The sequence below is a fragment of the Enterobacter sp. 120016 genome (assembly GCF_018383635.1).
GTDB classification, from domain to species: domain Bacteria; phylum Pseudomonadota; class Gammaproteobacteria; order Enterobacterales; family Enterobacteriaceae; genus Enterobacter; species Enterobacter asburiae_D.
In genome coordinates, this window is the sequence record NZ_JAHAWC010000015.1 from 16,884 (window position 1) to 39,730 (window position 22,847).

Below are 22,847 nucleotides of genomic sequence, written 5' to 3' on the forward strand. Positions count from 1 at the left end.
AAAACAGTGGCTTCACAAAAGGAGATCGCAATGACGTTACCGAGTGGACACCCGAAAAGTAGACTGATTAAGAAGTTTATGGCTCTCGGCCCGTATATTCGAGAAGAGCAGTGTGAAGAGAATCGCTTTTTTTTCGACTGCCTGGCTGTATGCGTCAACGTGAAGCCTGCACCCGAAAAACGTGAATTCTGGGGCTGGTGGATGGAAATGGAAGCAGAGGAAAAACGTTTTACGTATAGCTACCAGTTTGGCCTGTTTAATAAAGACGGCAACTGGCAGGCCACCTCTATTAAAGATCAGGAAGTGATTGACCGCCTGGAATATACGCTAAAAGAGTTCCACGATAAGGCTCGCGCACTGCTGGCTACTCTGGATCTCAAGTTCGAACCCGCGGATGACTTTTCCAGCGAAGCGGTGAAGTTGACTGCCTGATGGTGTCACAGCGCCGGGTGGCGGCTTCGCCTTACCCGGCCTACAAAACTGATGGTTTTCTCCCTCTCCCCGTGGGAGAGGGCCGGGGTGAGGGCACCAGACCGCATTAATCCCCGACAAAAAAAACCGGCATCAAGCCGGTTTTTTATTCCGCATCATCAGAACTGGTAGGTCATACCCACGGCAACGATGTCATCGCTGCTCACGCCCAGTTTATTTTTGTCGTCAATCTGGTTGATTTTATAATCAACAAAGGTGGACATATTTTTGTTGAAGTAATAGGTCGCGCCAACGTCAATATATTTCACCAGATCTTCGTCACCAATACCTTCGATATCTTTGCCTTTAGACTGGACATAACCCAGGGACGGGCGCAGACCAAAGTCGAACTGATATTGTGCGACAACTTCAAAGTTCTGCGCTTTATTAGCAAACCCGCCGGAAATTGGCGTCATATTGCGGGTTTCAGAATACATTGCGGCAAGATAAATATCGTTTGCATCATATTTCAGACCGGTTGCCCAGGCTTCTGCTTTCTGGCCCTGGCCACGCGCCAGCAGGTTCTGAGCATTGGTGCGGTCAGAGTTGGTGTAGGCACCGCTGACGGCGAAATCGCTGCCGCCGAAGTCATAGGTCAGAGAGGTACCAAAACCGTCACCGTTCTGTTTCTTGGCGTCACGGTTTTCGTTTTTCCCCTGGTACTGCAGCGTCATGTCCAGACCGTCAACCGCGCCGAAGAAGTCGGTGTTGCGGTAGGTCGCAAGGCCAGTGGCACGCTTGGTCATGAAGTTATCGGTTTGCGCGGAAGAGTCTCCGCCGAACTCAGGGAACATATCGGTCCATGCTTCGACGTCATACAGGGCACCCAGGTTACGACCGTAATCCAGTGAACCAAAGTTTTTCAGCTTCAGACCAGCGAACGCCAGACGTGTCTTCTGAGAGGAGTCGCTCTCAGCTTTGTTACCTGCAAATTCAGATTCCCAACGGCCATAGCCCGTCAGCTGATCGTTAATCTGAGTTTCGCCTTTAAAACCGAAACGAACGTAAGTCTGATCGCCATCTTTGGTGGCATCATCACTGATGTAGTGCATGGCTTTCACTTTGCCGTACACGTCCAGTTTATTACCATCTTTATTATAAACTTCAGCTGCGTGAACGGATGCAGAAGCCACTACGCCCATAACCATTAATGCCAGAGTGCTCTTTTTCATTTTCGATCCTGTCTTATAAACGCGCTAAAAAAATTCGCTAGACGCTAAGCTCATGCTTAAGTCCCGTGAAAAAACAGGAAGGGTTTTATCGTTCTGGAATGAAACTTTTATGACAAACTAAGAATAATTTTAAAAAACTGTGATTTATTATTTCGGTAATAAAAGTGTCAAACTTTCCCGCTAGGCTTCCTGATCCCGCGCAACAAAGTGTTTCACGATGTGCTAAGGCAGTTGGCAACGGGGCTGACTCCTGTTAAAACGTTCGTTCGACATTACTTTCCCTTATCGTTGAACGGCAGAGAATCATGAGTGACAGCCAGACGCTGGTGGTAAAACTCGGTACCAGTGTTTTAACAGGCGGATCGCGCCGCCTAAATCGCGCCCACATTGTTGAGCTTGTACGTCAGTGCGCTCAGCTACATGCCGCAGGGCATCGTATTGTGATTGTGACCTCCGGGGCGATTGCCGCCGGGCGTGAACACCTGGGTTACCCCGAACTCCCCGCGACGATCGCTTCCAAGCAGCTGCTGGCCGCCGTGGGGCAAAGCCGACTCATTCAACTCTGGGAACAGCTGTTCTCTATCTATGGCATCCACGTCGGGCAGATGCTGCTGACGCGTGCGGATATGGAAGACAGAGAGCGCTTCCTGAACGCCCGCGATACCCTGCGCGCGCTGCTGGACAACAATATTGTTCCGGTCATTAACGAGAACGACGCCGTTGCTACCGCTGAAATCAAAGTGGGTGATAACGATAACCTCTCGGCGCTGGCCGCGATTCTGGCCGGTGCCGATAAATTACTCCTTCTGACCGATCAGCAGGGGCTGTTCACCGCCGATCCGCGCTCCAATCCGGAAGCCGAGCTGATTACCGACGTTCACGGTATCGACGATGCGCTGCGCGCCATCGCCGGTGACAGCGTTTCAGGCCTCGGAACGGGCGGTATGGGGACCAAGCTGCAGGCCGCTGACGTCGCGTGCCGCGCCGGTATCGACACCATCATTGCGGCGGGCAGCCGCCCAGGCGTGATTGGTGACGTGATGGAAGGCATCTCCGTCGGTACCCGCTTCCACGCCCAGGAATCCCCGCTGGAAAACCGCAAGCGCTGGATATTTGGCGCGCCTCCTGCTGGCGAACTCGTCGTCGATGAAGGGGCAACCGCCGCGATTCTGGAACGAGGAAGTTCATTACTTCCTAAAGGAATTAAAAGCGTGACAGGCAACTTCTCCCGTGGTGAAGTGATCCGTATCCGTAACCTCGAAGGCCGCGACATCGCCCACGGCGTAAGCCGTTATAACAGCGATGCCCTGCGCCGCATCGCGGGTCACCACTCGCAGCAGATCGACGCCATTCTGGGCTATGAATATGGTCCGGTTGCCGTGCATCGCGATGACATGATTATTCGTTAAGGAGCCAGAACATGCTGGAACAAATGGGCGCAGCCGCGAAGGCTGCCTCTTACAAACTGGCGCTCCTTTCCAGCCGCGAGAAAAACCGCGTGCTGGAAAAAATCGCTGATTATCTGGAATCACAGTCCCAGGAGATTTTGCTCGCTAACGAGCAGGATTTACTGGAAGCGCGTCGAAATGGTTTGAGCGAAGCGATGCTTGACCGTCTGGCGCTGAATCCGGCACGCCTGAAAGGCATCGCCGACGATGTGCGTCAGGTCTGCAATCTGGCTGACCCGGTAGGGCAGGTCATCGACGGCGGGCTGCTCGACAGCGGTTTACGCCTGGAGCGCCGCCGCGTGCCGCTCGGCGTTATCGGCGTTATTTATGAAGCTCGTCCAAACGTGACGGTGGATGTCGCCTCCCTGTGCCTGAAAACCGGTAACGCCGCTATTCTGCGCGGTGGGAAAGAGACATGGCGAACCAACGCCGCGACGGTGAAAGTCATTCAGCAGGCGCTGGAAGAGTGTGGCTTACCGGCGGGTGCCGTACAGGCGATTGAGAGCCCAGACCGCGCGCTGGTCAACGAAATGCTGCGCATGGACAAATACATCGACATGCTGATCCCACGCGGCGGCGCGGGCCTGCACAAGCTGTGCCGCGAGCAGTCGACGATTCCGGTGATCACCGGCGGTATCGGCGTGTGTCATATCGTTGTCGACGACAGCGCTGAGATTGAACCAGCGCTGAAGATTATCGTTAACGCGAAAACCCAGCGTCCAAGCACCTGTAACACCGTAGAAACGCTGCTGGTGCATCAGGATATTGCGAACATCTTCCTGCCGGCCCTGAGCAAACAGATGGCAGAGAGCGGCGTGACGCTGCATGCTGACGCCAACGCGCTCGCACTGCTTCAGGAAGGCCCGGCTAACGTTGTTCCCGTAAAAGCGGAGCAGTACGACGATGAGTTCCTGTCACTGGATCTGAACGTGAAAATCGTTGCCGATCTCGACGACGCCATTGCGCACATCCGTGAACACGGCACGCAGCATTCTGACGCGATCCTGACGCGCACCCTGCGCAATGCCGATCGCTTCGTGAACGAAGTGGATTCCTCTGCGGTCTATGTGAATGCCTCCACCCGCTTTACCGACGGCGGCCAGTTCGGCCTCGGCGCTGAGGTGGCGGTTAGCACGCAGAAACTGCACGCGCGCGGTCCGATGGGGCTGGAAGCGCTGACCACGTACAAGTGGATCGGCTTCGGTGACGATACGATTCGTGCGTAAATAATCACGGGTGATGCAAAAGTAGCCGTTTGATTCAAAAGGGCATTGACGCATCACCCGGATAGATCTAACCTTTTGCCCCGTGGTTACACTCGTAACCGGCCTCTCAGGGCCGATATAGCTCAGTTGGTAGAGCAGCGCATTCGTAATGCGAAGGTCGTAGGTTCGACTCCTATTATCGGCACCATTTCAAACTCTTCCCAGGTCTACCGAAATCAACTAAAAGCCCGTATACTGCGGTTTCTGGCCCGTATCTTATCTCCTGTTATCAACTGGACTCAACCGAAATCAAGTCGCAGTTGGGGGCATAAGTGGGGGCATTCTGTGTTCGGTCCAGGGAGATGCCCCCAATGAAACTTAATGCACGACAGGTAGATGCTGCTAAACCCAGAGAGAAAGCTTACAAGCTAGCAGATGGTGCAGGCTTGTATCTTGAAGTTGTTCCTTCTGGTTCTCGATACTGGCGGATGAAATATCGCTTCAATGGAAAAGAGAAACGTATGGCTTTTGGTGTCTATCCGGCAGTGTCCCTTGCACAAGCGAGGGCACTACGTGATGAAGCCAAGAAAAAGCTGGCCGAAGGTATCGATCCATCGTTTGCCAAGAAAGAAGAAAAGTTGGTTCGCGATGTGCAGCTCAATAATACGTTTCAGGCTGTGGCACTTGAATGGCACGGAACGAAGGTGAGCCGGTGGTCAGAAGGTTATGCCTCCGACATTATCGAAGCCTTCAATAAAGATATTTTCCCTTATATTGGCCAACTGCCGGTGAATGACATCAAGCCTTTGGTTCTGCTGAATGTGCTACGTCGAATGGAAAGCCGTGGCGCGACAGAGAAGGCCAAGAAGGTTCGCCAGCGTTGCAGTGAAGTCTTTCGTTACGCCATCGTTACCGGTCGTGCGGAATACAATCCTGCAGCGGATCTTACCAGCGCAATGTCAGGGCATGAATCGAAGCATTATCCCTTCCTTACTGTTGAGGAGTTACCAGAATTCTTTAAAGCTCTCGCAGGCTACACAGGAAGCCCGTTAGTTGTTCTTGCCGCTCGTCTGCTGATCCTTACAGGAGTTCGTACTGGCGAGCTCCGAGGTGCTTTCTGGAGTGAATTTGATCTTGAGAAAGCGGTATGGGAAATCCCTGCAGAGCGTATGAAGATGAAACGGCCTCACCTTGTCCCCCTCTCTACCCAAGCGCTGGAAATCGTACAGCAACTCAAAGTGATGTCAGGGCAATATCCACTGGTGTTCCCGGGACGTAATGATCCCCGGAAGACGATGAGTGAAGCGAGTATTAATCAGGTGTTTAAGCGGATTGGATATACGGGGAGGGTAACGGGGCATGGTTTCCGTCACACGATGAGTACGATTTTGCACGAGGAAGGGTTCAATACGGCATGGATTGAAACCCAGCTTGCGCATGTCGATAAGAATGCGATTCGTGGGACGTACAACCATGCGTTGTATCTGGAAGGGCGGAGGGAGATGATGCAGTGGTATGCGGATTACATTGATAACATTGGTAAATTTAATCTAATCATAGCATCATAATTTCACCTACAAACTTAGCTACTTATTCGTTAGATAAAGTGAAAATACAAGCAGGTCTCCTCCAAAACGGAGGAGTTCCATACCAGAAAATTTCTTTTTTTGCTGAGTTTCATTTCTGCTTTCTGGAGAAAAGTTACATTTACTTCTGAAGATCTGCTTAGTTATGTAAGTTCAAACGATAGATACAAACGCAGGCTATAACGCTCTGTGAGGGATTCAGAAAGTCGATTGAATGTAGTGCCAATGGGGCACGGTAAGATATGTGAGTTTTACCTTTAAACTGACCATGCTAATGGAGGCATAATGGCTCGTATCGCTTGTCTTGGATGGGGTTCCTTAATTTGGGAGCCAAGAGGTTTACCTGTTCAGGGGAAATGGTCTGAGGATGGCCCACTTATATCCGTTGAATTCGCCAGACAGTCGCTAGATGGACGGATTACGCTTGTGCTAGTCGAAACTGATCGATTAGTGCCTTCCCTGTGGGCGATAATGGAATCAGTGGATCTTACCTCTAGTATTGAGGCTTTGCGTTGCCGTGAAGGTATCCCAATAAAAAATATTGAAAAGCATGTTTGCAGGTGGTCTGCTGGTCAGCCTTCTCCAAAACTGATCCCAGGATTGTCTGAATGGGCTGATACCAATAACGTGGACCATGTGGTATGGACCGGTCTCCCTCCAAAATTCAACGGTAAAGAAATCCTTCCAACAGCCGAAAAAATTGTGAAGTATTTAGAACAACTATCTGGAGAACAAAGAGATAGGGCGGAGCAATACATTCGTCGTGCACCGCGTCAGATCGACACCATGTATCGGCGTATTATTGAATCATCGCTCCAGTGGCATTCAACGGGTGGTGAATAGGTATCTGGTCAGACCTGTGTTAATGGCTGACATTTTAGCATGTGTTTGAGCTGATTAAGAGGAGGCAGGCTAGGATTTCGCGGGGTGCGTATAAACAGAATAAGATACCTTAACTCAGACTCGAGGACGTCCGTCATAAATGTCAGCCCCAAAACTACTAATTGCGGTGGCAAGTATGCCGTAAATTACCCCACTGCAAACCAGTAATTGTTTACGAGGTTACTATCCCACGTTTAATCTAATGTTTTGACAGCATTGTTACAGTAGTAATGGATTGCCGATCTTGTTTTAAGGTGAATGCCCAACAAAAGGAGCTGTTATGCTACCCGACCATTTAAAAGGTTTACATTTAAGGTCAGCAGGTTTGATAACCGTTGAAGGCCGGACCATAAATGTTTGGGAGTTCTCGCCCCCAACTGATCCGGCGATTCTTGACAGTTGGGCACTGCATTTTCGTCGGCAATACTGTACAGACCAGGAGCTTCCTGAGCTCTTGTGCGGGACAGGAATGACGATAGAACAGTATCTAAATGCACATATTTTCCCCGACAAAGTCAAGGCTCCCGGGCCATCAATTCGTTCTGGTGATTTCGCTGAATTTCTCATTTCCGACTACTTGGAGTTCACGCTCAATCTGTGGGTGCCCCGAGGAAAATACGCTGACAAAGCCAGCAACAATGAGTCCGTCAAAGGCGTTGATATACTAGGCTTCCATCAGTTGGATATTGCTACTCCCAATCGAGGGGATGCCCTTTATGCCTTTGAAGTTAAAGCGTCTCTTTCAGGTGGTGCATATGGTGGCCAGCTCCAAAATGCTGTTGACGATGGTTCTAACGATCAACACATAAGGCAAGCTTTCACGTTAAACGCCACTAAACGTAGGTACCTTCGTGAAGGAAAGACACTGGAAGTGAGCCGAATCGCACGGTTTCAGAATCCTGCAGATAACCCTTATACATATTACTCAGGTGCGGTTGCTGTTCTTTGCAACACAGCTTTCAATGAAGAAGAGCTTGCCAAGACACTGGCCAACACGCACTCAAATGAGGCAGCACTTTATCTGATGGTTGTGAGATCCGATCTTCAGATGAAACTGGTTCATGAACTTTACGAGAGGGCCTGCAAATGAAGGCTGGATTCAATAGCAAACGCCTCTTTGGCATAACACGCTCGAAAGGTAAGATGTACGAATTTGGTCTGGATGAGTCTCTGCATCTCAGAATGCCTGAAGGTTCAGATCCTTTGCAGCTGTTTATTATGACCGTAGCAACCTTGGGCGACGTTACCGGGGTGCTGGCTGAGCTGTCACGGCCATTAGTTTCTCTTCCCCCTGAGCCGCAAGCGGAGCTGAATTTCTGCGCCAGCTTTTTTGACGCAGTTCTGGATTCAGGATTTGCACAAGGCCTCGAAAGCACAACATTACTATTAGCCTCTGCCGCCTATTATGTGGCTCGACGCCCGGGAAGTAGCTTAGTCCTTGCCCGTCGAATTGAACCTAAAGAAGAAGACAACAATGTTGAGCATTTGCTTCAATGGTTGCTCAAAGCGGACTGGAGGAGTTACTGGCTTTTAGACGACAAACGTTATGGACCGCTGCTAACATCGTTTTCGCGTGCTGTTGCTAACCATTTTGCCCAAGGTACCCAGCTACAAGAGATTGATGTACTAATGAAACTCCTCAGAAATGAGGCTTATAAAATGGGCACTCCCGAGGAAGTGCTTTATGCAGATGTCGCCATATCGATTTGTCGTATGAGGCTTGCAGCATCTGCTTGGGTAACCCTCTCCCAATATTCAGGTTTATCAGTGGATCATTGGCGGCCGGTCATTCAGAGGGAACGCTTTCCTAAAGAACTCTGGCCTTCTCAGATTCTTTTAGGGGAAAGAGGGATATTCAGAGGTGACTCGGGCTTGATTCAGATGCCTACAAGTGCCGGGAAAACTAGGTCGATTGAGTTAGTTCTGCGCAGTGCATTCATGTCTGGGCGCACGAAGCTTGCGGTTGTGGTTGCACCCTTTCGGGCACTCTGCCATGAAATTGCCTTATCACTTCGGCAAGATTTGGCCGGCGATGACATTAAAGTCAATGAACTGACGGATGCCTTGCAGATTGACTTCGTTGAACAAATTGCTGACCTTCTGGGAAGTGCCCCGCCCTCAACATCGAACGTATTAGTCCTCACACCCGAAAAGTTTCTCTATGTGCTGCGTCAGTCCTCTCAGGCTTTGAAACACATTGGTCTTGTCGTTTACGACGAGGGGCACCAGTTTGATACTGGCGTGAGAGGTATAACCTATGAATTGTTGCTCACCGAAATCAAGGGATTGCTGCCTGATACAGCACAAACTCTGCTTATTTCAGCTGTGATGCAAAATCCACAGGCCATTGCTAGCTGGCTGATGGGTGAGGATAAGGCACAGGTTATTGACGGCGCAACGCTATTACCTACGAGCCGGTCTGTTGCCTTTGCAAGCTGGACAGAGTCGCTTGGACAGTTAATGTTTCATGAAAATGGATATGACAAAGAGGACTACTTTGTTCCGAGAATAATCGAAGCGGCACAGCTATCGGGAATTAAAGCAGACAGCTCGATATTTCCGACCCGGACGAAATCGAGCGACGTATCGCTCTATTTGGGTCTACGCGTTATTAGTAAGGGATCCGTAGCTATTTTCTGTGGGACAAAGTTGATTGCAAATGGTATAGCAAAAAGGGCTGTCCAGATTGCGGATGCAGGATATAACACGTTATGGCCTTCAACCTACGCTAATCCTGAAGAAGTCATGGCACTGAAAACTATTATTGAGGGTAATTTCGGTAGCAATTCCTTTCTTTTAAAAGCTGCAAAGCTGGGTATATACACGCATCACAGTAATACACCTCAGGGTATACGCTTAGCACTAGAACATGCTATGCAGAAAGGACTGATTAACTTTATTGCATGCACATCTACGCTTGCTCAAGGTGTAAACTTGCCTATTCGCTATCTTATCGTGCAGGGAGTATATCAGGGGGTAGGACGTGTCAAAGTTCGCGACTTCCAGAATCTTATTGGGCGTGCCGGTCGTGCAGGGATGCATACTGAGGGGGTTGTAATCTTCGCTGATTCAACAGTTTGGGACAGAAGGAAAAATTGGCAGGAAGGATGGAAATTTCAAAGCGCTGTGGAGCTTCTCTCTCCTGACCGCGCTGAAGGCGTTACCAGTTCACTCCTTTTATTGTTAAAACCTTTTGCACTCCCCCGTAACCAAGAATTGCCCTTTGCTGGGGGCGATTTGCTGGATTTTATGGATAAGGAGGTTGAGTGGGAAGGCTGGGCTAATCTGGTGGCGGATTCAGACCCTCGTCTCAGTAAGTCGCAAAAAGATGCTCTAGTAAAAGCGCTGTTGAGCTCCTTGGCAGAACGGAAAAAGATGACGCATACACTTGAAAGCTATCTAATGGCAAACTGTGCTGCGATGGATGCAACCGCCTTTGAACAGAGGGCCGGGGAACTTGCACGCGAGACATTGGCGTACTCGCTTGCCTCTGCCGAAGAGGCTGAGAAACTTGAAGAATACTTCAGATTGGTTGCCAGACGTATTGAGTCGGTTGAGAGCTCACCCTTAAAGCAGGCATTCTTCGGCAAGACATTGCTGGGCGCAAAGCAGACTAAATTTATTGAAGTATGGTCAGGCGAACATAGAGCAATGCTGCTAGCGCTGGATTCCTCTAATGGATGGCTCAATGCCGTCTGGCCACTACTGACCGAGCTCTGCGACAATCGTTTTTTCCGTAGTGTCGAGCCTGCAGGTGCAGGGTTCGAGATCGCACTTTCGTGGATGTGCGGAATGAGTTACGGAGAGATCTTCAGTAAAGTGTCTCAGATGCAGGTTAAAAAGAAAGCCGGTAAGCGTAAACAGAAAGTGAGTGACGACGATATTCTTAAGTTCTTGGAGAGCACACTGGCATTTGATTGTTCGCTCATTCTTGCAGCTCTTGCACAATTCCTTTTTAGTCCAGAGGAAATAATCGGAGAGCAAGGGGCATCGCTCGCTCATTTTCAGAAGAGCCTAAAAAATGGCCTCCCTGACGCGCTATCCATGAGTATATTTGAGGCGGGATTTGCTGACCGTTTTATTTCTCAAACTATTCGCGATGCTCTCCTCCAGGATGGCTATGGGGGCAGCTCATTTGATGAGGCTAGGCAAAATCATCTAAGCGCTATTGAGCAAGTTGTCAAAGGAACCCCTGCTTATTTCAATTACGTTTTAAGTTCATACTGATGTCTGGTGGACTCGTAGCAAGGTGCATTACGCGGCATGGGGTCCACAACACGATGAGTACCATTTTTCATGAATAGGTATTTAACACCGTCTTGATTGAGTTACAGCTCGCTCACGTCGATAAAAACTAATCCTCGAAACGTATAACACACCAGCACTTAGATAGGTTATGCAGTGATATAGATAACACTTGCTTACTATGGAAATTTAATCTAAAACACTCAGGGCTATATTTTTTTTGAGCCTAATTGTAGCAATCCGTTGCTACAATTAGGTTGTTTTTACATTTTAAGTAAGCGGTTATATCTTAAGTTAAAAGCCTCTTTACCACCTTCCATTATCTCACAAACATTAAGTCTGACATCAGTGTCACATAAACCACCTGCAGATAATAATTGCACCTGACCGCCGTTGAAATGCATAACATTTATGTATTCAGCATCTCCATTTACAACTATGTTTGGGTTGTGGGTGATGATTATAATTTGTCTTCTTCTTTTGTTGTTATGTATTTGAGATACTATTAACTTATTGATGAGAGCATTATCTAAATCATCTTCTGGCTGATCTACTATTATTGGGTTATCTCCATGACTTAACAGAAAGGCGAGAATTGCAGCAGCTTTCTGTCCCGCAGAACCTCTGTCAATTGAGGCGAACTTCCCTTTTTCAACATCTCTTGCATATTCTACCAGTAAACGGTCTTGTGGTAGCCAATTAATGATTCTTTCTAATATTTCTGGCTGGGATTTTATTTTTTCACATAGCGAGGTTTTAAATCTGCCATCAACTTTATGTATAGTTATATCTTCACTTGCTGCAATTTTGAATATAGTGTCTTTTATTTCTGAGATATATCTTATCGTTTTCTTTAAATCGTCACCATTATTTATTACTTTATAAAGTAAACTATCTTCACGATCATCTTGATAAATGGATGAATTGAACCCATTGCTATAACCTAGAATGGAACGGAAATCATTTTCAATATTGTTTTTATCTCCAAATGGAATGATTGACATTTTAACATATTTATTGCCGCCAATTACTGAGCGGATGAATTTCTCTCGTTTTTTTTGTAGGCGTCTACGTAATATGTAACTCAAGGAAATCGAACGATTATAATCTGTATTGTAAGACTTAAGTTTATTTTCTCCTTCTACAATTTCATCTAGCTGTTTTTGTGTGTTATTTCTTTTTTCTATCCATTGTTCATATTCTTGAGGGTTCAGTTCATGTCCTTTGCTTTCGTAATCTTGAACAACTTCCTTATACCGTTCAATGATTTTTTTACTATTTTTTTTCCATTCAGAGTTGTCGAGTGCTTGTACGGCTTGCTGTACAATGCTGTCAATCTTTGATTTTGATGATTTGATATCAGATATGACTTTATCAATTTCAGAAGTGAAGTTTTTATGAATTTCACTTACTTCATTTTCATTTTCTAACTCATGTCCTAAATTAGATAAATCAAGAGGAACTGTGTTAAAATCGATAATTGATTGTAATGCATTGCTCAAACTTTCGATTTGGAAACTATCTTCTATTTTTGTTTGTTTTTTTGATAGTGTTTGGTAGCTATTAAAAACATCTTTATGGCCACCCTTTTCAAAGCTGGTTATATCAGAATTTAAGTCATCAATTTGTGCTTGAATAGAGGGTTTTTCAAGAGCACTCAGCTCAATTTTCCTAATGCTTTTCGCTAAATCAATTGATGTAGCTTGTTGGGAAGCTAATTTCTGTTTCCAGCTGGAAATATCTACTTGTGGTGTTCGATCAACTATGTTTAGTAAACTTTCAGGATTAGATGCTAAGGCATTGATTTGCTTTTGGCTATAAATGCTTATATTGAATCTTTCCTCTGGTTTCCCCGGAGCATCTTGCCACTCTTCATTTTCAAATTTCTTTATTTCAATGTCATTGTTTTTTGTCCATATCACATTAAATAAATCATCTCGTCTCTTTATTCCCACGCTGATTTCGGTATCATCTCTAGTAACTCCATCAATAAAAGAATCTAGATCACTTTTTATAGATTGTAAGCCGACTAACTCTTCAGATCTACCCATCGCAATTCGTAGTGATTCAACAAATGTTGATTTGCCAGCGCCACGTCCACCAATTATGGCATTGAAGAGAGGGTGAAGTTTTATCTCAACAGGTTTTCCTGGGATAATTCCACAGTGGGTCATCTTTTTAATTGTTAGGTTGTTAATTGACAGGTTTGGTAGGGAATTCGGATCGTCAATTTCGTTACTTACGCAGAATTTATTATCGTATAATGCAAGCCTTAAACCATCAATTGTTGGTTTTCCCATCTTTATCCAAGAGGTATTAGCTCCTAGCCTGGATTTTTCATGAGCATCTGAACCTTTAAGTCTACCTATATCTTGAAATGTCTTTTGTAGTTCTACATCTACGCTGTCAAGGAAGTTTAAATCGACAAATTCTGCTGCAGCAATCTTTTTGGCCCAGGTACTTATTTCTGGGTTGTTATTTTTTATTCCCCTTAATAACCCTTTAGGACCATCAATATGCGCAGGAATAGCAATTCCATTTTGCTTGCTTATCAGCTCAATTACTTTATCAACAGATTCGGTAGCGCATGTTGATTCTGCATCTCCATGTCCTTCCGTAATCCCACACATGCCAAGCACACCATTTATTTTTGCTGTGTCACAAGATGGGTCAAAAATTGATAATATATGAACCCGAGATTGCCCAGTGCTTACGGTTATTTCACATCCTGGGAATAAAATTAATGGGCGATATTCTTGATAGGATGTTTCAAGCGCTTTTAGCTCTTGCTTCAAGATATCAATCCATGTCCCACTAACATGGTCAGTTACTGCAACGCAGTCAACTTCTCTATCCATCAAGGCAATGAGCCACTCTTTTGCTGTTTCTCCTGGCACTTTGTAATCTGATGAGGCAGGAGTGTGTGTATGAAAATCAAATTTATACCAATAGCTTCCTACATTAGTGTTCATATCAAAGTCCTACTAAGTTATTAAGCTGGAAATATTTATTCTTTTAAAACATGATGTTAAATCATATTTCCTATTCAAATTTTTTACTATTAAATTTTAAAAAATTTGTGTTTTTTCTTTCATATATGAAAAAATGCATGTGATGTTGATAGTTTCCTTTTTCCGCGTAATAATGCACATTTCCATCAGAGGAGAAATTCCTATGAACCCCCTACAACTCTTCAAAAACCTCTCCGATGAAACCCGTCTAGGGATCGTACTGCTGCTCAGAGAGATGGGAGAGCTGTGCGTGTGCGACCTTTGCACTGCGCTAGAACAGTCACAGCCCAAGATCTCCCGTCATCTGGCAATGCTTCGGGAAAGTGGCCTATTGCTGGATCGCAAGCAGGGGAAATGGGTTCATTACCGCTTATCTCCGCATATTCCTTCCTGGGCTGCTCAGGTGATTGAGCAGGCCTGGTTAAGCCAACAGGACGACGTACAGGCCATCGCCCGTAAGCTGGCATCAGCCAACTGCTCTGGCAGCGGTAAGGCTGTTTGTATCTAAAAAATTTGCCTGTACATATATGTTTTTACGAATGTGAGGTGTTAAAGATGAAAACGTTAACGGTGTTTGATCCGGCGATGTGCTGCAGTACCGGCGTTTGTGGTTCAGATGTCGATCAGGTTCTGGTCGATTTTTCTGCTGATGAGCAATGGCTGAAAGGGCGTGGGGTCCAGATCGAACGTTTTAACCTGGCGCAACAGCCGATGAGCTTCGTTGAGAACGAAAAAGCGAAAGCTTTCCTTGAAGCTTCTGGAGCTGAAGGGCTTCCGCTGCTGTTACTGGATGGTGAAACGGTGATGGCCGGGCGATACCCAAAACGCGCTGAACTAGCTCGCTGGTTTGGTATACCGCTGGAAAAGGTGGGTTTAGCTTCCACCAGTTGCTGTGGTGGTAAAACTTCCTGTTGTTGAGTATGTCAGGAGGACATATGAAATTCTTACAGAATATCCCGTCTTACCTGTTTTTCACCGGTAAGGGAGGTGTAGGCAAAACGTCAATTTCCTGTGCAACAGCTATACGTCTGGCTGAACTGGGAAAGCGTGTTCTGCTTGTCAGTACCGACCCGGCTTCTAACGTCGGTCAGGTATTCGATCAGACTATCGGTAACACTATCCAGCCCGTGACTGCTGTGCCTGGTCTTTCGGCTCTGGAGATTGACCCGCAGGACGCCGCCCAGCAATACCGTGCCAGAATCGTTGACCCAATTAAAGGTCTTTTGCCTGATGACGTTGTTAACAGCATCAGTGAACAGCTTTCAGGAGCTTGTACGACAGAGATTGCTGCGTTCGACGAGTTTACTGGCTTACTGACCGACGCTTCTCTGCTGACCCGCTTCGATCACATCATTTTTGATACAGCGCCGACGGGCCACACGATTCGCCTTCTCCAGCTTCCCGGAGCCTGGAGTAGCTTCATTGAAAGTAATCCAGATGGTGCTTCCTGTCTTGGCCCAATGGCCGGGCTGGAAAAGCAGCGTGAGCAGTATGCTCATGCGGTAGAGGCGTTATCCGATCCTGAAAGTACCCGCCTGGTTCTGGTTGCACGACTGCAAAAATCTACGCTGCAGGAAGTCGCCCGCACCCATGAAGAACTCGCCGCAATTGGCCTGAAAAACCAGTACCTGGTTATTAATGGTGTGCTGCCTAAAGCCGAAGCTGAACATGACGCCCTGGCCGCTGCAATATGGCAACGGGAACAAGAGGCGCTGGCAAATCTTCCTGCTGGGTTATCTGGCTTGCCGACAGATACACTATTCCTTCAACCGCTGAACATGGTTGGTGTCTCCGCGCTGAAAAGCCTGCTAAACGAATATGCCGAATCAGCATCGCTTCCTGTACAGAGCATGCAGAACAAGCCAGAGAATGTGTCGCTGTCTGCCATGGTTGATGATATCGCCCGTAGTGAACACGGTTTGATTATGCTGATGGGCAAAGGCGGGGTGGGTAAAACCACAATGGCTGCGGCTATCGCCGTCAGTCTGGCGGATAAGGGTTTTGATGTGCATCTCACAACCTCAGATCCTGCTGCACACCTGAGTACAACGCTTAATGGCAGTCTCAGAAATCTGCAGGTCAGCCGAATCAACCCTCACGATGAAACTGAACGCTATCGTCAGCATGTTCTTGAGACGAAAGGCAGGGATCTGGATGAGGCCGGGAAACGGCTGCTCGAAGAGGATTTACGTTCTCCTTGCACAGAAGAGATTGCGGTGTTCCAGGCGTTCTCACGCGTAATTCGTGAAGCAGGCAAACGGTTTGTGGTCATGGATACGGCACCTACCGGGCATACGTTATTACTGCTTGATGCTACCGGGGCTTATCACCGTGAGATTGCCAGGAAGATGGGGGATAAAGGTCATTTTACCACTCCGATGATGCAGCTTCAGGACCCGGAACGTACCAAAGTCCTGCTGGTCACTCTGCCTGAAACCACACCTGTACTGGAAGCGGCAAACCTGCAGTCCGATCTTGAACGTGCGGGGATTCATCCCTGGGGCTGGATTATCAATAACAGCCTTTCGATTGCACAGACGCATTCACTACTACTTTGCCAGCGCGCCCTACAAGAACTTCCTCAAATCGAGGCTGTGAAGAACCAGCATGCAAGCCGCATTGCGTTAGTACCGGTAATGGCTGCTGAACCCACTGGCATCGAGAAACTTAGAGAGCTGGCCGTTTAATTTTTTTGTATATACAGGGCGGCAGAGCCGTCCTGTCTGGAGGAATTATGTTACTGGCAGGCGCTATTTTTGTCCTGACCATCGTTTTGGTTATCTGGCAACCGAAGGGATTAGGGATTGGCTGGAGTGCGACGCTGGGCGCGGTACTGGCGTTGATCTCTGGCGTAGTCCATTTTGGTGATATCCCTGTTGTGTGGAATATCGTCTGGAATGCAACGGCAACCTTTATTGCCGTGATTATTATCAGCCTTCTGCTCGATGAATCCGGCTTTTTCGAATGGGCGGCGTTGCACGTTTCACGTTGGGGTAACGGTCGCGGGCGTTTGCTGTTTACCTATATCGTCTTGCTTGGCGCAGCGGTGGCGGCACTGTTTGCCAACGATGGCGCGGCATTGATTCTGACTCCAATTGTCATCGCCATGCTGCTTGCATTAGGTTTTAGTAAAGGTACTACGCTGGCATTTGTCATGGCCGCCGGGTTTATTGCCGATACGGCCAGTCTGCCGCTTATCGTGTCCAACCTGGTTAACATCGTTTCTGCAGACTTCTTTGGGCTGGGTTTCACTGAGTATGCGTCGGTAATGGTACCGGTGGATATCGCAGCCATTATCGCCACGCTGGTGATGCTGCATCTGTTCTTCCGCAAAGATATTCCGCCGACTTACGACCTGGCTCTCCTGAAAGCACCGGCAAAAGCGATTAAAGATCTGGCAACCTTCAGAACTGGCTGGATAGTGTTGATCCTTCTTCTGGTTGGCTTTTTCGTTCTTGAGCCGCTCGGTATTCCCGTTAGCGCGATTGCGGCTGTTGGCGCTGTAATCCTGTTTGCGGTGGCGAAACGAGGCCATGCCATTAACACTGGCAAAGTGCTGCGTGGTGCGCCATGGCAGATCGTCATATTCTCGCTGGGGATGTATCTGGTGGTCTATGGTCTGCGTAATGCCGGTCTAACAGAATATCTCTCCAGTGTGCTGAACGTGCTGGCAGATAAAGGACTTTGGACCGCGACGTTTGGTACCGGCTTCCTGACGGCTTTCCTGTCTTCCATCATGAATAACATGCCTACCGTGCTGGTTGGCGCTCTCTCTATTGATGGCAGCACCGCAACAGGCGTTATCAAAGAGGCGATGATTTATGCCAACGTGATTGGCTGCGATCTGGGACCGAAAATTACACCGATTGGTAGCCTGGCAACGCTGCTCTGGCTGCATGTCCTTTCACAGAAGAACATGACCATCACCTGGGGATACTATTTCCGCACCGGGATCGTCATGACTCTGCCTGTGCTGTTTGTAACGCTGGCCGCGCTGGCGCTACGTCTCTCTTTCACTTTGTAATGAGATACTGATATGAGCAACATCACCATTTATCACAACCCAGCCTGCGGCACGTCGCGTAATACGCTGGAGATGATCCGCAACAGCGGTATCGAGCCGACCGTTATTCTTTACCTTGAGACTCCACCTTCACGCGATGAACTGGTCAAACTCATTGCGGATATGGGCATTTCCGTTCGTGCTTTGCTGCGTAAGAACGTCGAGCCGTATGAGGAACTGGGGCTTGCAGAAGATAAATTTACTGACAGCCAGCTCATTGACTTTATGCTGCAACATCCGATTTTGATTAACCGTCCGATTGTCGTGACGCCACTGGGAACTAAACTTTGCCGTCCTTCAGAGGTGGTTCTGGATATCCTTCCAGATGCCCAGAAAGCGGCTTTCACCAAGGAAGATGGTGAAAAAGTCGTTGATGATGCAGGTAAAAGGCTGAAATAAAGATGAAGGGGGGCAAATGCCCCCCTTCATTATTACTTCGCCATTTCTTCCAGCAGGTCAATACCAACCGGCTCTTCGCTCTGTAGCGCTGTTAATGCAATACGCTTTGCATACTGCTCTTCCACATCAGAAATGAGAGGCAGCTCGCGGTTCGCCCTGGTCTTCAGGAAAGGCGAAGACGATTCAGCAGCGGCCAGGCTGTTATTAACGACCCATGCCCACGGCTCGATGCCAGCGCGACGCAGATCCTGCTGCAGGTTAGCGGCTTCCAGTACAGGTGTCGTTTCGGCAAGCGTCACGATAATCACCTTCGTCTTCTCCGGGTCCTGCAATTGCATCATTGGCGTCATCACATGGTCATGTGTTTGCCCCATCTGGCGCACCATTTCCCGGTGGTAGGCTCCAGTCGCATCCAGTAGCAGAAGCGTGTGACCCGTTGGCGCGGTGTCCATAATGATAAAATGGTCGTCTGCCTCTTTGATGATCCGCGAGAATGCCTGGAAGACGGCGATCTCTTCAGTACAGGGTGAGCGGAGATCTTCCTCCAGCACCGCCAGTCCCTCAGCGTCTAATCCTCTACCCTGATTTTCCAGTACAAAACGGCGATAACGCTCTGTCTCCACCTTCGGGTCAATACGGCTGACCTGAAGATTGGGCAGCGAGCCATCCAGCGTGTAAGACAGATGTGCTGCCGGATCGGATGTAGTCAGGTGAACTTTGTGACCGCGCTTAGCCAGGGATACCGCCACCGATGCCGCAACGGTCGTTTTACCCACCCCGCCTTTACCCATCGTCATGACCAGCCCTTTGCCAGTCTGGCTCAGTTCATCAACCAGTGAAGCAAGTTTCGGTAAATCCAGAGCATTCAGCGTGGTATCAGGGAGAGCCGGTGCGGCTTTACTCTCTGTAAATAATTCACGCAGAGCTTCCAGACCGACCAGATTAAATGGCTTCAGATACAGTTGCGAGCGGGGAAGATTAGCCAGATTATCAGGCATTGCCTGTAATGCTTTTTCTTCCCGAGCCAGAATACTTTGCGCCAGTGGATCATTCTCACCCGCAAACGGCGGCAGCACACCATTGATGGCAAGGTGCTGATGCTGCAAACCGATAGCAGACAGCTCATCGTGCGTATGTGATACCTCTTTCAGTGTTGAGGCCTGGGCACGAGCTACTAGCACTAAGCGCGTGAGTGCAGCATCAGACAGCGCTTTAACCGCATCGGAGTACTGGTGCTGCTGTTTCTCCAGCCCCACCAGCGGCCCGAGGTTAGCGGCGGCATCGGGGTTCGCTTCCAGATAACCGCTCCAGGCTCCCGGCAATTCAAGCATGCGGATGGTGTGACCGGTTGGCGCGGTATCAAATACGATATGGTCATACTTTTCCCGCAGCTCATGGTCGGTAAGAAGACCAGTAAACTCATCAAATGCCGCGATTTCCGTGGTGCATGAACCTGAAAGCTGTTCTTCAATACTGCTGACCACCTCGGCTGGCATCAGCCCGCGAACAGGGTCAAGCACACGGTCACGATAGGCTTGCGCTGCAGCCATCGGATCAACTTCCATCGCAGCAAGATTTTCTACGGTGCTGATATCTGTGATTCGGTGGCCGATAGTCTGGCTAAAGACCTGGCCGACATTGGAAGCCGGATCGGTACTCACCAGAAGCGTTCTCTTACCCTGATCGGCCAGCCATACCGCAGTAGCACAGGCCAGAGATGTTTTACCCACGCCACCTTTGCCAGTGAAGAAGATGAACGGGGGAATGTCTTTTAAAAATGGCATATTCATCAGTAATAGCTCCTCTGGAATTAAGGCATACGTGGAATGCTGCAGCAGCGTGGTTGCGTGCTGTCTTCACTCCAGTCCTGAGTAAGCGGAATACCTGACCAACGGGCGATATCTTCACGCGTCGGGAGTTTGCCTGCCATCACGAGCTTCCCATCGAGCAAGGTGACGGGGAGGGACTCCATTCCTGATGTGTTCAGGAACTCTTTGATGACAGGGGTATTCAGGAACTGCTGCGGGTTCTTCGCAAGGCTGTAGCGCTGAATATCAACGCCATTCTTTTTCGCCCATTCGGCGTTGGCATTCCATTTGACGGCTTCGTCGCTAACTACAACGCTACTGGTTGCGCAGCAGCCTGCTGCTTCAAAGATCTCAATTTTTGACATGGACTGTTTACCTCAGTGTTTAGTCGATTGGCTTTACACTGAGGTAAACGAAGGTGGTGGGAAAAAGATGCGCGATTAATTCATTTTTTGTGGCAGCAGACGGGTGAATTGTCATCCGCCTCAATCTGACAAAGTTCTGTCATCGTCTCTTTCAGGTGTTTTCTGGCCCGAAGCAGACGGGATTTAAACGCCGTAAGCGTGATTCCCAGTTCATCGGCCAGGGACTGCTGGGGACGCTGGTTAAGGTCGGACTCTTCAATCAACCACCGCTCATCTTCGGGTAAAGCCTGTAATGTTTCAGGCAGGCAAATACCCAGCGTTGAGATTGCATCAGGGGATGCGTCTGTTAATGGGGCATCTTCTTCCAGCTCAACAAACTCCCTGGTGGTGCGGTACTCATCAATCAGCAGATTCCTCGCCGCCCGATACAGCCAGGCTCGCGGATTCTCCATCTCGCAGAAACTGTCTGAATGAGCGCGGGCACGCAGGAATAGCTCCTGCAGAAGGTCTGCTGCTTTTTCGCTATCACCTGTCTTCGATGTCAAAAAGCGAGAGAGTTCGACTTCATGTTGCCGCCAGAACACGCTCATGCAGTTGTTGAATGCCGTTACATCACTCATACCAGCCCTCAAATTTTGCTCTGATTAACCCGCCGGGAAAGTTCTTCTGCAGACTCTTTTCGTTCGCTGTAGCGATCAACGAGATAGGCTGAGTTACCTCGGGTCAGCAGAGTAAATTTCACCAGTTCTTCCATTACATCCACGATGCGGTCGTAATAAGACGACGGTTTCATTCGTCCATCTTCATCAAACTCCTGCCAGGCTTTTGCCACAGAGGATTGATTTGGGATGGTGATCATCCGCATCCAGCGGCCAAGAATACGCATCTGGTTGACGGCATTGAAAGACTGAGAGCCACCGCAGACCTGCATAACGGCCAGTGTCTTACCCTGAGAAGGACGAACGGCGCCTTCAGAAAGTGGTATCCAGTCAATCTGGGCCTTCATGATGCCGGTCATCGCACCATGGCGTTCAGGTGAGCACCACACCATGCCTTCGGACCAACGAACCAGCTCGCGCAGTTCCATAACTTTAGGATGCGAGTCAGGCGCATCATCAGGAAGCGGCAGGCCAGAAGGATTGAAGATCCGCACCTCTGCACCCATGGCTGTCAGCAATCTTGCCGCTTCTTCCGTTGCCAATCGGCTGTAAGAGCGTTCACGTACAGAGCCGTATAGCATGAGGATTCGCGGCGGATGGGGAACGGCAGGAACGCCGAATCTTGCCTCTGTGATTGAGGCGTCAAACAAACCCGAATCAACATTCTTCAGATCGCCTGTCATTTTACTTCTCCGTCTTCTGGGGCAGGGTGAGGCAGTCGTCAGTCCCTGAGCAGCATTCTTCTGTCAGGAAGGTAATGAGAGCCTCAAGGCTCTCATATCGAGCATGGCAATAGAGCGTTCTACCCTGGCGTTCCTGGCGAACCAGAGAGACTGACATCAGCGATGAGAGATGATGGCTCAACGTAGACGCGGGGATGCCGAGCCGCTTCTGCAGTTCGCCAACCGGTAGCCCCTCATGCCCGGCTTTAACCAGCTCTCTGTAAACGCTAAGGCGCGTGGGATGACCCAGCTCTTTCAGGGTGTTTGCTACTTTTGAAAGCTCCATCTGTGTCTCATTTCTATATTTCCGGAATTTTAGAAATATAGCAGATTTCCTTTCCAGGTAAAAGAGGGGGAATGGTAGGTGTAGGTACGCTCAGATATACGTTGAGAGCTCTACTGGCTGATATTGTCTCTTAAGCGTCTAACACATAAATCCAGTCGCAACATTTTGGGCATACCTTCTCTCCCTGCCAGCAGACATGACACCAGCAACATCTCCATTGCCGTATAGCCGTGTTAATAGGTGAAAGGCGCTTTTGTGGAGGCGGTATAGTTTGTGATGAGGTTTGCTCTTGCACTGTCTGGTGCTTGTTGAATCGACATTTATTGAGTCGCGCGACATTGTTGATATGCCCCGGCAGATGCACAAACGTTTTGGTCGCTGTCAGAGGGTCAAACTGAACACCGATCTGCAGTTTGCAGTAAATGCAATGCAATGAATCAAAATCAACCTGTTGAACAGAGTCTGGTGTAACCCATTCACCATCTATGGTGACGGCGTGAGTGGCTAAAACGAAGTAATTCATGA

The 22,847-nt window shown here is 48.5% G+C and carries 19 protein-coding genes and 1 tRNA gene; 13 read left to right on the plus strand and 7 right to left on the minus strand.

The annotated features are described in order from the left end of the window. The first annotated feature begins 30 nt into the window (after positions 1 to 30). Positions 31 to 432: a sigma factor-binding protein Crl gene (crl, locus tag KIF87_RS18245; protein ID WP_023334619.1), complete on the plus strand. Its 402-nt coding sequence runs from the start codon at positions 31 to 33 to the stop codon at positions 430 to 432. 158 nt (positions 433 to 590) lie between these two features. Here the strand turns inward: crl and phoE are convergent, their stop codons facing one another. Beyond that, a complete protein-coding gene (phoE, locus tag KIF87_RS18250; protein WP_032646978.1) occupies positions 591 to 1,643 on the minus strand; it encodes a phosphoporin PhoE in 1,053 nt (350 codons plus the stop codon). A 305-nt stretch (positions 1,644 to 1,948) separates the two neighbouring features. Here phoE and proB point away from each other — a divergent pair, with 305 nt between their 5' ends. The 7 genes from proB to KIF87_RS18285 all read left to right on the plus strand — a co-directional run bounded on the left by proB (position 1,949) and on the right by KIF87_RS18285 (position 10,991). Beyond that, on the plus strand, positions 1,949 to 3,052 hold the full coding sequence (gene proB, locus KIF87_RS18255; protein WP_008501877.1) for a glutamate 5-kinase: 1,104 nt from the start codon (positions 1,949 to 1,951) through the stop codon (positions 3,050 to 3,052). An 11-nt stretch (positions 3,053 to 3,063) separates the two neighbouring features. Continuing rightward, entirely contained in the window at positions 3,064 to 4,317 is a 1,254-nt protein-coding gene (gene proA, locus KIF87_RS18260; protein ID WP_213329971.1) for a glutamate-5-semialdehyde dehydrogenase, read from the plus strand. A 111-nt stretch (positions 4,318 to 4,428) separates the two neighbouring features. Further along, positions 4,429 to 4,504: transfer RNA gene (locus tag KIF87_RS18265), tRNA-Thr, on the plus strand. A gap of 163 nt (positions 4,505 to 4,667) precedes the next feature. Continuing rightward, entirely contained in the window at positions 4,668 to 5,864 is a 1,197-nt protein-coding gene (locus tag KIF87_RS18270; protein WP_174259814.1) for a tyrosine-type recombinase/integrase, read from the plus strand. 303 nt (positions 5,865 to 6,167) lie between these two features. After that, positions 6,168 to 6,725 (plus strand): hypothetical protein, encoded by a 558-nt coding sequence (locus KIF87_RS18275; protein ID WP_071994603.1) that lies wholly within the window; start codon positions 6,168 to 6,170, stop codon positions 6,723 to 6,725. A gap of 319 nt (positions 6,726 to 7,044) precedes the next feature. Continuing rightward, a complete protein-coding gene (locus tag KIF87_RS18280; protein WP_174259813.1) occupies positions 7,045 to 7,854 on the plus strand; it encodes a Hachiman antiphage defense system protein HamA in 810 nt (269 codons plus the stop codon). Continuing rightward, entirely contained in the window at positions 7,851 to 10,991 is a 3,141-nt protein-coding gene (locus KIF87_RS18285) for a DEAD/DEAH box helicase (RefSeq protein WP_174259812.1), read from the plus strand. Before KIF87_RS18280 ends, KIF87_RS18285 begins: the two co-directional genes overlap by 4 nt. Positions 10,992 to 11,272: 281 nt before the next feature. On the opposite strand, the gene KIF87_RS18290 is transcribed toward KIF87_RS18285, so the two are convergent. Then, on the minus strand, positions 11,273 to 13,981 hold the full coding sequence (locus KIF87_RS18290) for a TrlF family AAA-like ATPase (protein WP_174259811.1): 2,709 nt from the start codon (positions 13,979 to 13,981) through the stop codon (positions 11,273 to 11,275). Between the two features lie 202 nt (positions 13,982 to 14,183). On the opposite strand from KIF87_RS18290, the gene arsR reads away from it, so the two are divergent. Genes arsR through arsC form a run of 5 tightly spaced genes read left to right on the plus strand, consistent with a single transcriptional unit; the run spans position 14,184 to position 18,482 of the window. Further along, a complete protein-coding gene (gene arsR / locus KIF87_RS18295) occupies positions 14,184 to 14,528 on the plus strand; it encodes an As(III)-sensing metalloregulatory transcriptional repressor ArsR (RefSeq protein ID WP_174259810.1) in 345 nt (114 codons plus the stop codon). Positions 14,529 to 14,575: 47 nt separating this feature from the next. Next, positions 14,576 to 14,938, plus strand: a complete 363-nt coding sequence (arsD, locus tag KIF87_RS18300) for an arsenite efflux transporter metallochaperone ArsD (RefSeq protein ID WP_174259809.1) — start codon at positions 14,576 to 14,578, stop codon at positions 14,936 to 14,938. Positions 14,939 to 14,955: 17 nt separating this feature from the next. Next, complete coding sequence (arsA, locus tag KIF87_RS18305; RefSeq protein WP_174259808.1) at positions 14,956 to 16,707, plus strand: arsenite efflux transporter ATPase subunit ArsA; 1,752 nt, start codon at positions 14,956 to 14,958, stop codon at positions 16,705 to 16,707. Positions 16,708 to 16,754: 47 nt separating this feature from the next. Then, entirely contained in the window at positions 16,755 to 18,044 is a 1,290-nt protein-coding gene (gene arsB, locus KIF87_RS18310) for an arsenite efflux transporter membrane subunit ArsB (RefSeq protein WP_174259807.1), read from the plus strand. Positions 18,045 to 18,056: 12 nt separating this feature from the next. Then, on the plus strand, positions 18,057 to 18,482 hold the full coding sequence (gene arsC, locus KIF87_RS18315; RefSeq protein ID WP_213329973.1) for a glutaredoxin-dependent arsenate reductase: 426 nt from the start codon (positions 18,057 to 18,059) through the stop codon (positions 18,480 to 18,482). Positions 18,483 to 18,514: 32 nt separating this feature from the next. Here arsC and arsA (KIF87_RS18320) read toward each other — a convergent pair whose 3' ends face one another. From arsA (KIF87_RS18320) to KIF87_RS18340, 5 genes are all read right to left on the minus strand, one after another. After that, positions 18,515 to 20,272 (minus strand): arsenical pump-driving ATPase, encoded by a 1,758-nt coding sequence (arsA, locus tag KIF87_RS18320; protein WP_283771139.1) that lies wholly within the window; start codon positions 20,270 to 20,272, stop codon positions 18,515 to 18,517. 20 nt (positions 20,273 to 20,292) lie between these two features. After that, positions 20,293 to 20,655 (minus strand): arsenic metallochaperone ArsD family protein, encoded by a 363-nt coding sequence (locus KIF87_RS18325; protein ID WP_213329977.1) that lies wholly within the window; start codon positions 20,653 to 20,655, stop codon positions 20,293 to 20,295. Between the two features lie 80 nt (positions 20,656 to 20,735). After that, entirely contained in the window at positions 20,736 to 21,275 is a 540-nt protein-coding gene (locus KIF87_RS18330) for a sigma-70 family RNA polymerase sigma factor (RefSeq protein WP_213329979.1), read from the minus strand. An 8-nt stretch (positions 21,276 to 21,283) separates the two neighbouring features. Beyond that, positions 21,284 to 21,997 (minus strand): arsenical resistance protein ArsH, encoded by a 714-nt coding sequence (gene arsH, locus KIF87_RS18335; protein WP_213329981.1) that lies wholly within the window; start codon positions 21,995 to 21,997, stop codon positions 21,284 to 21,286. A gap of 1 nt (position 21,998) precedes the next feature. Beyond that, complete coding sequence (locus KIF87_RS18340; RefSeq protein WP_213329982.1) at positions 21,999 to 22,322, minus strand: ArsR/SmtB family transcription factor; 324 nt, start codon at positions 22,320 to 22,322, stop codon at positions 21,999 to 22,001. Positions 22,323 to 22,847 lie beyond the last annotated feature (525 nt).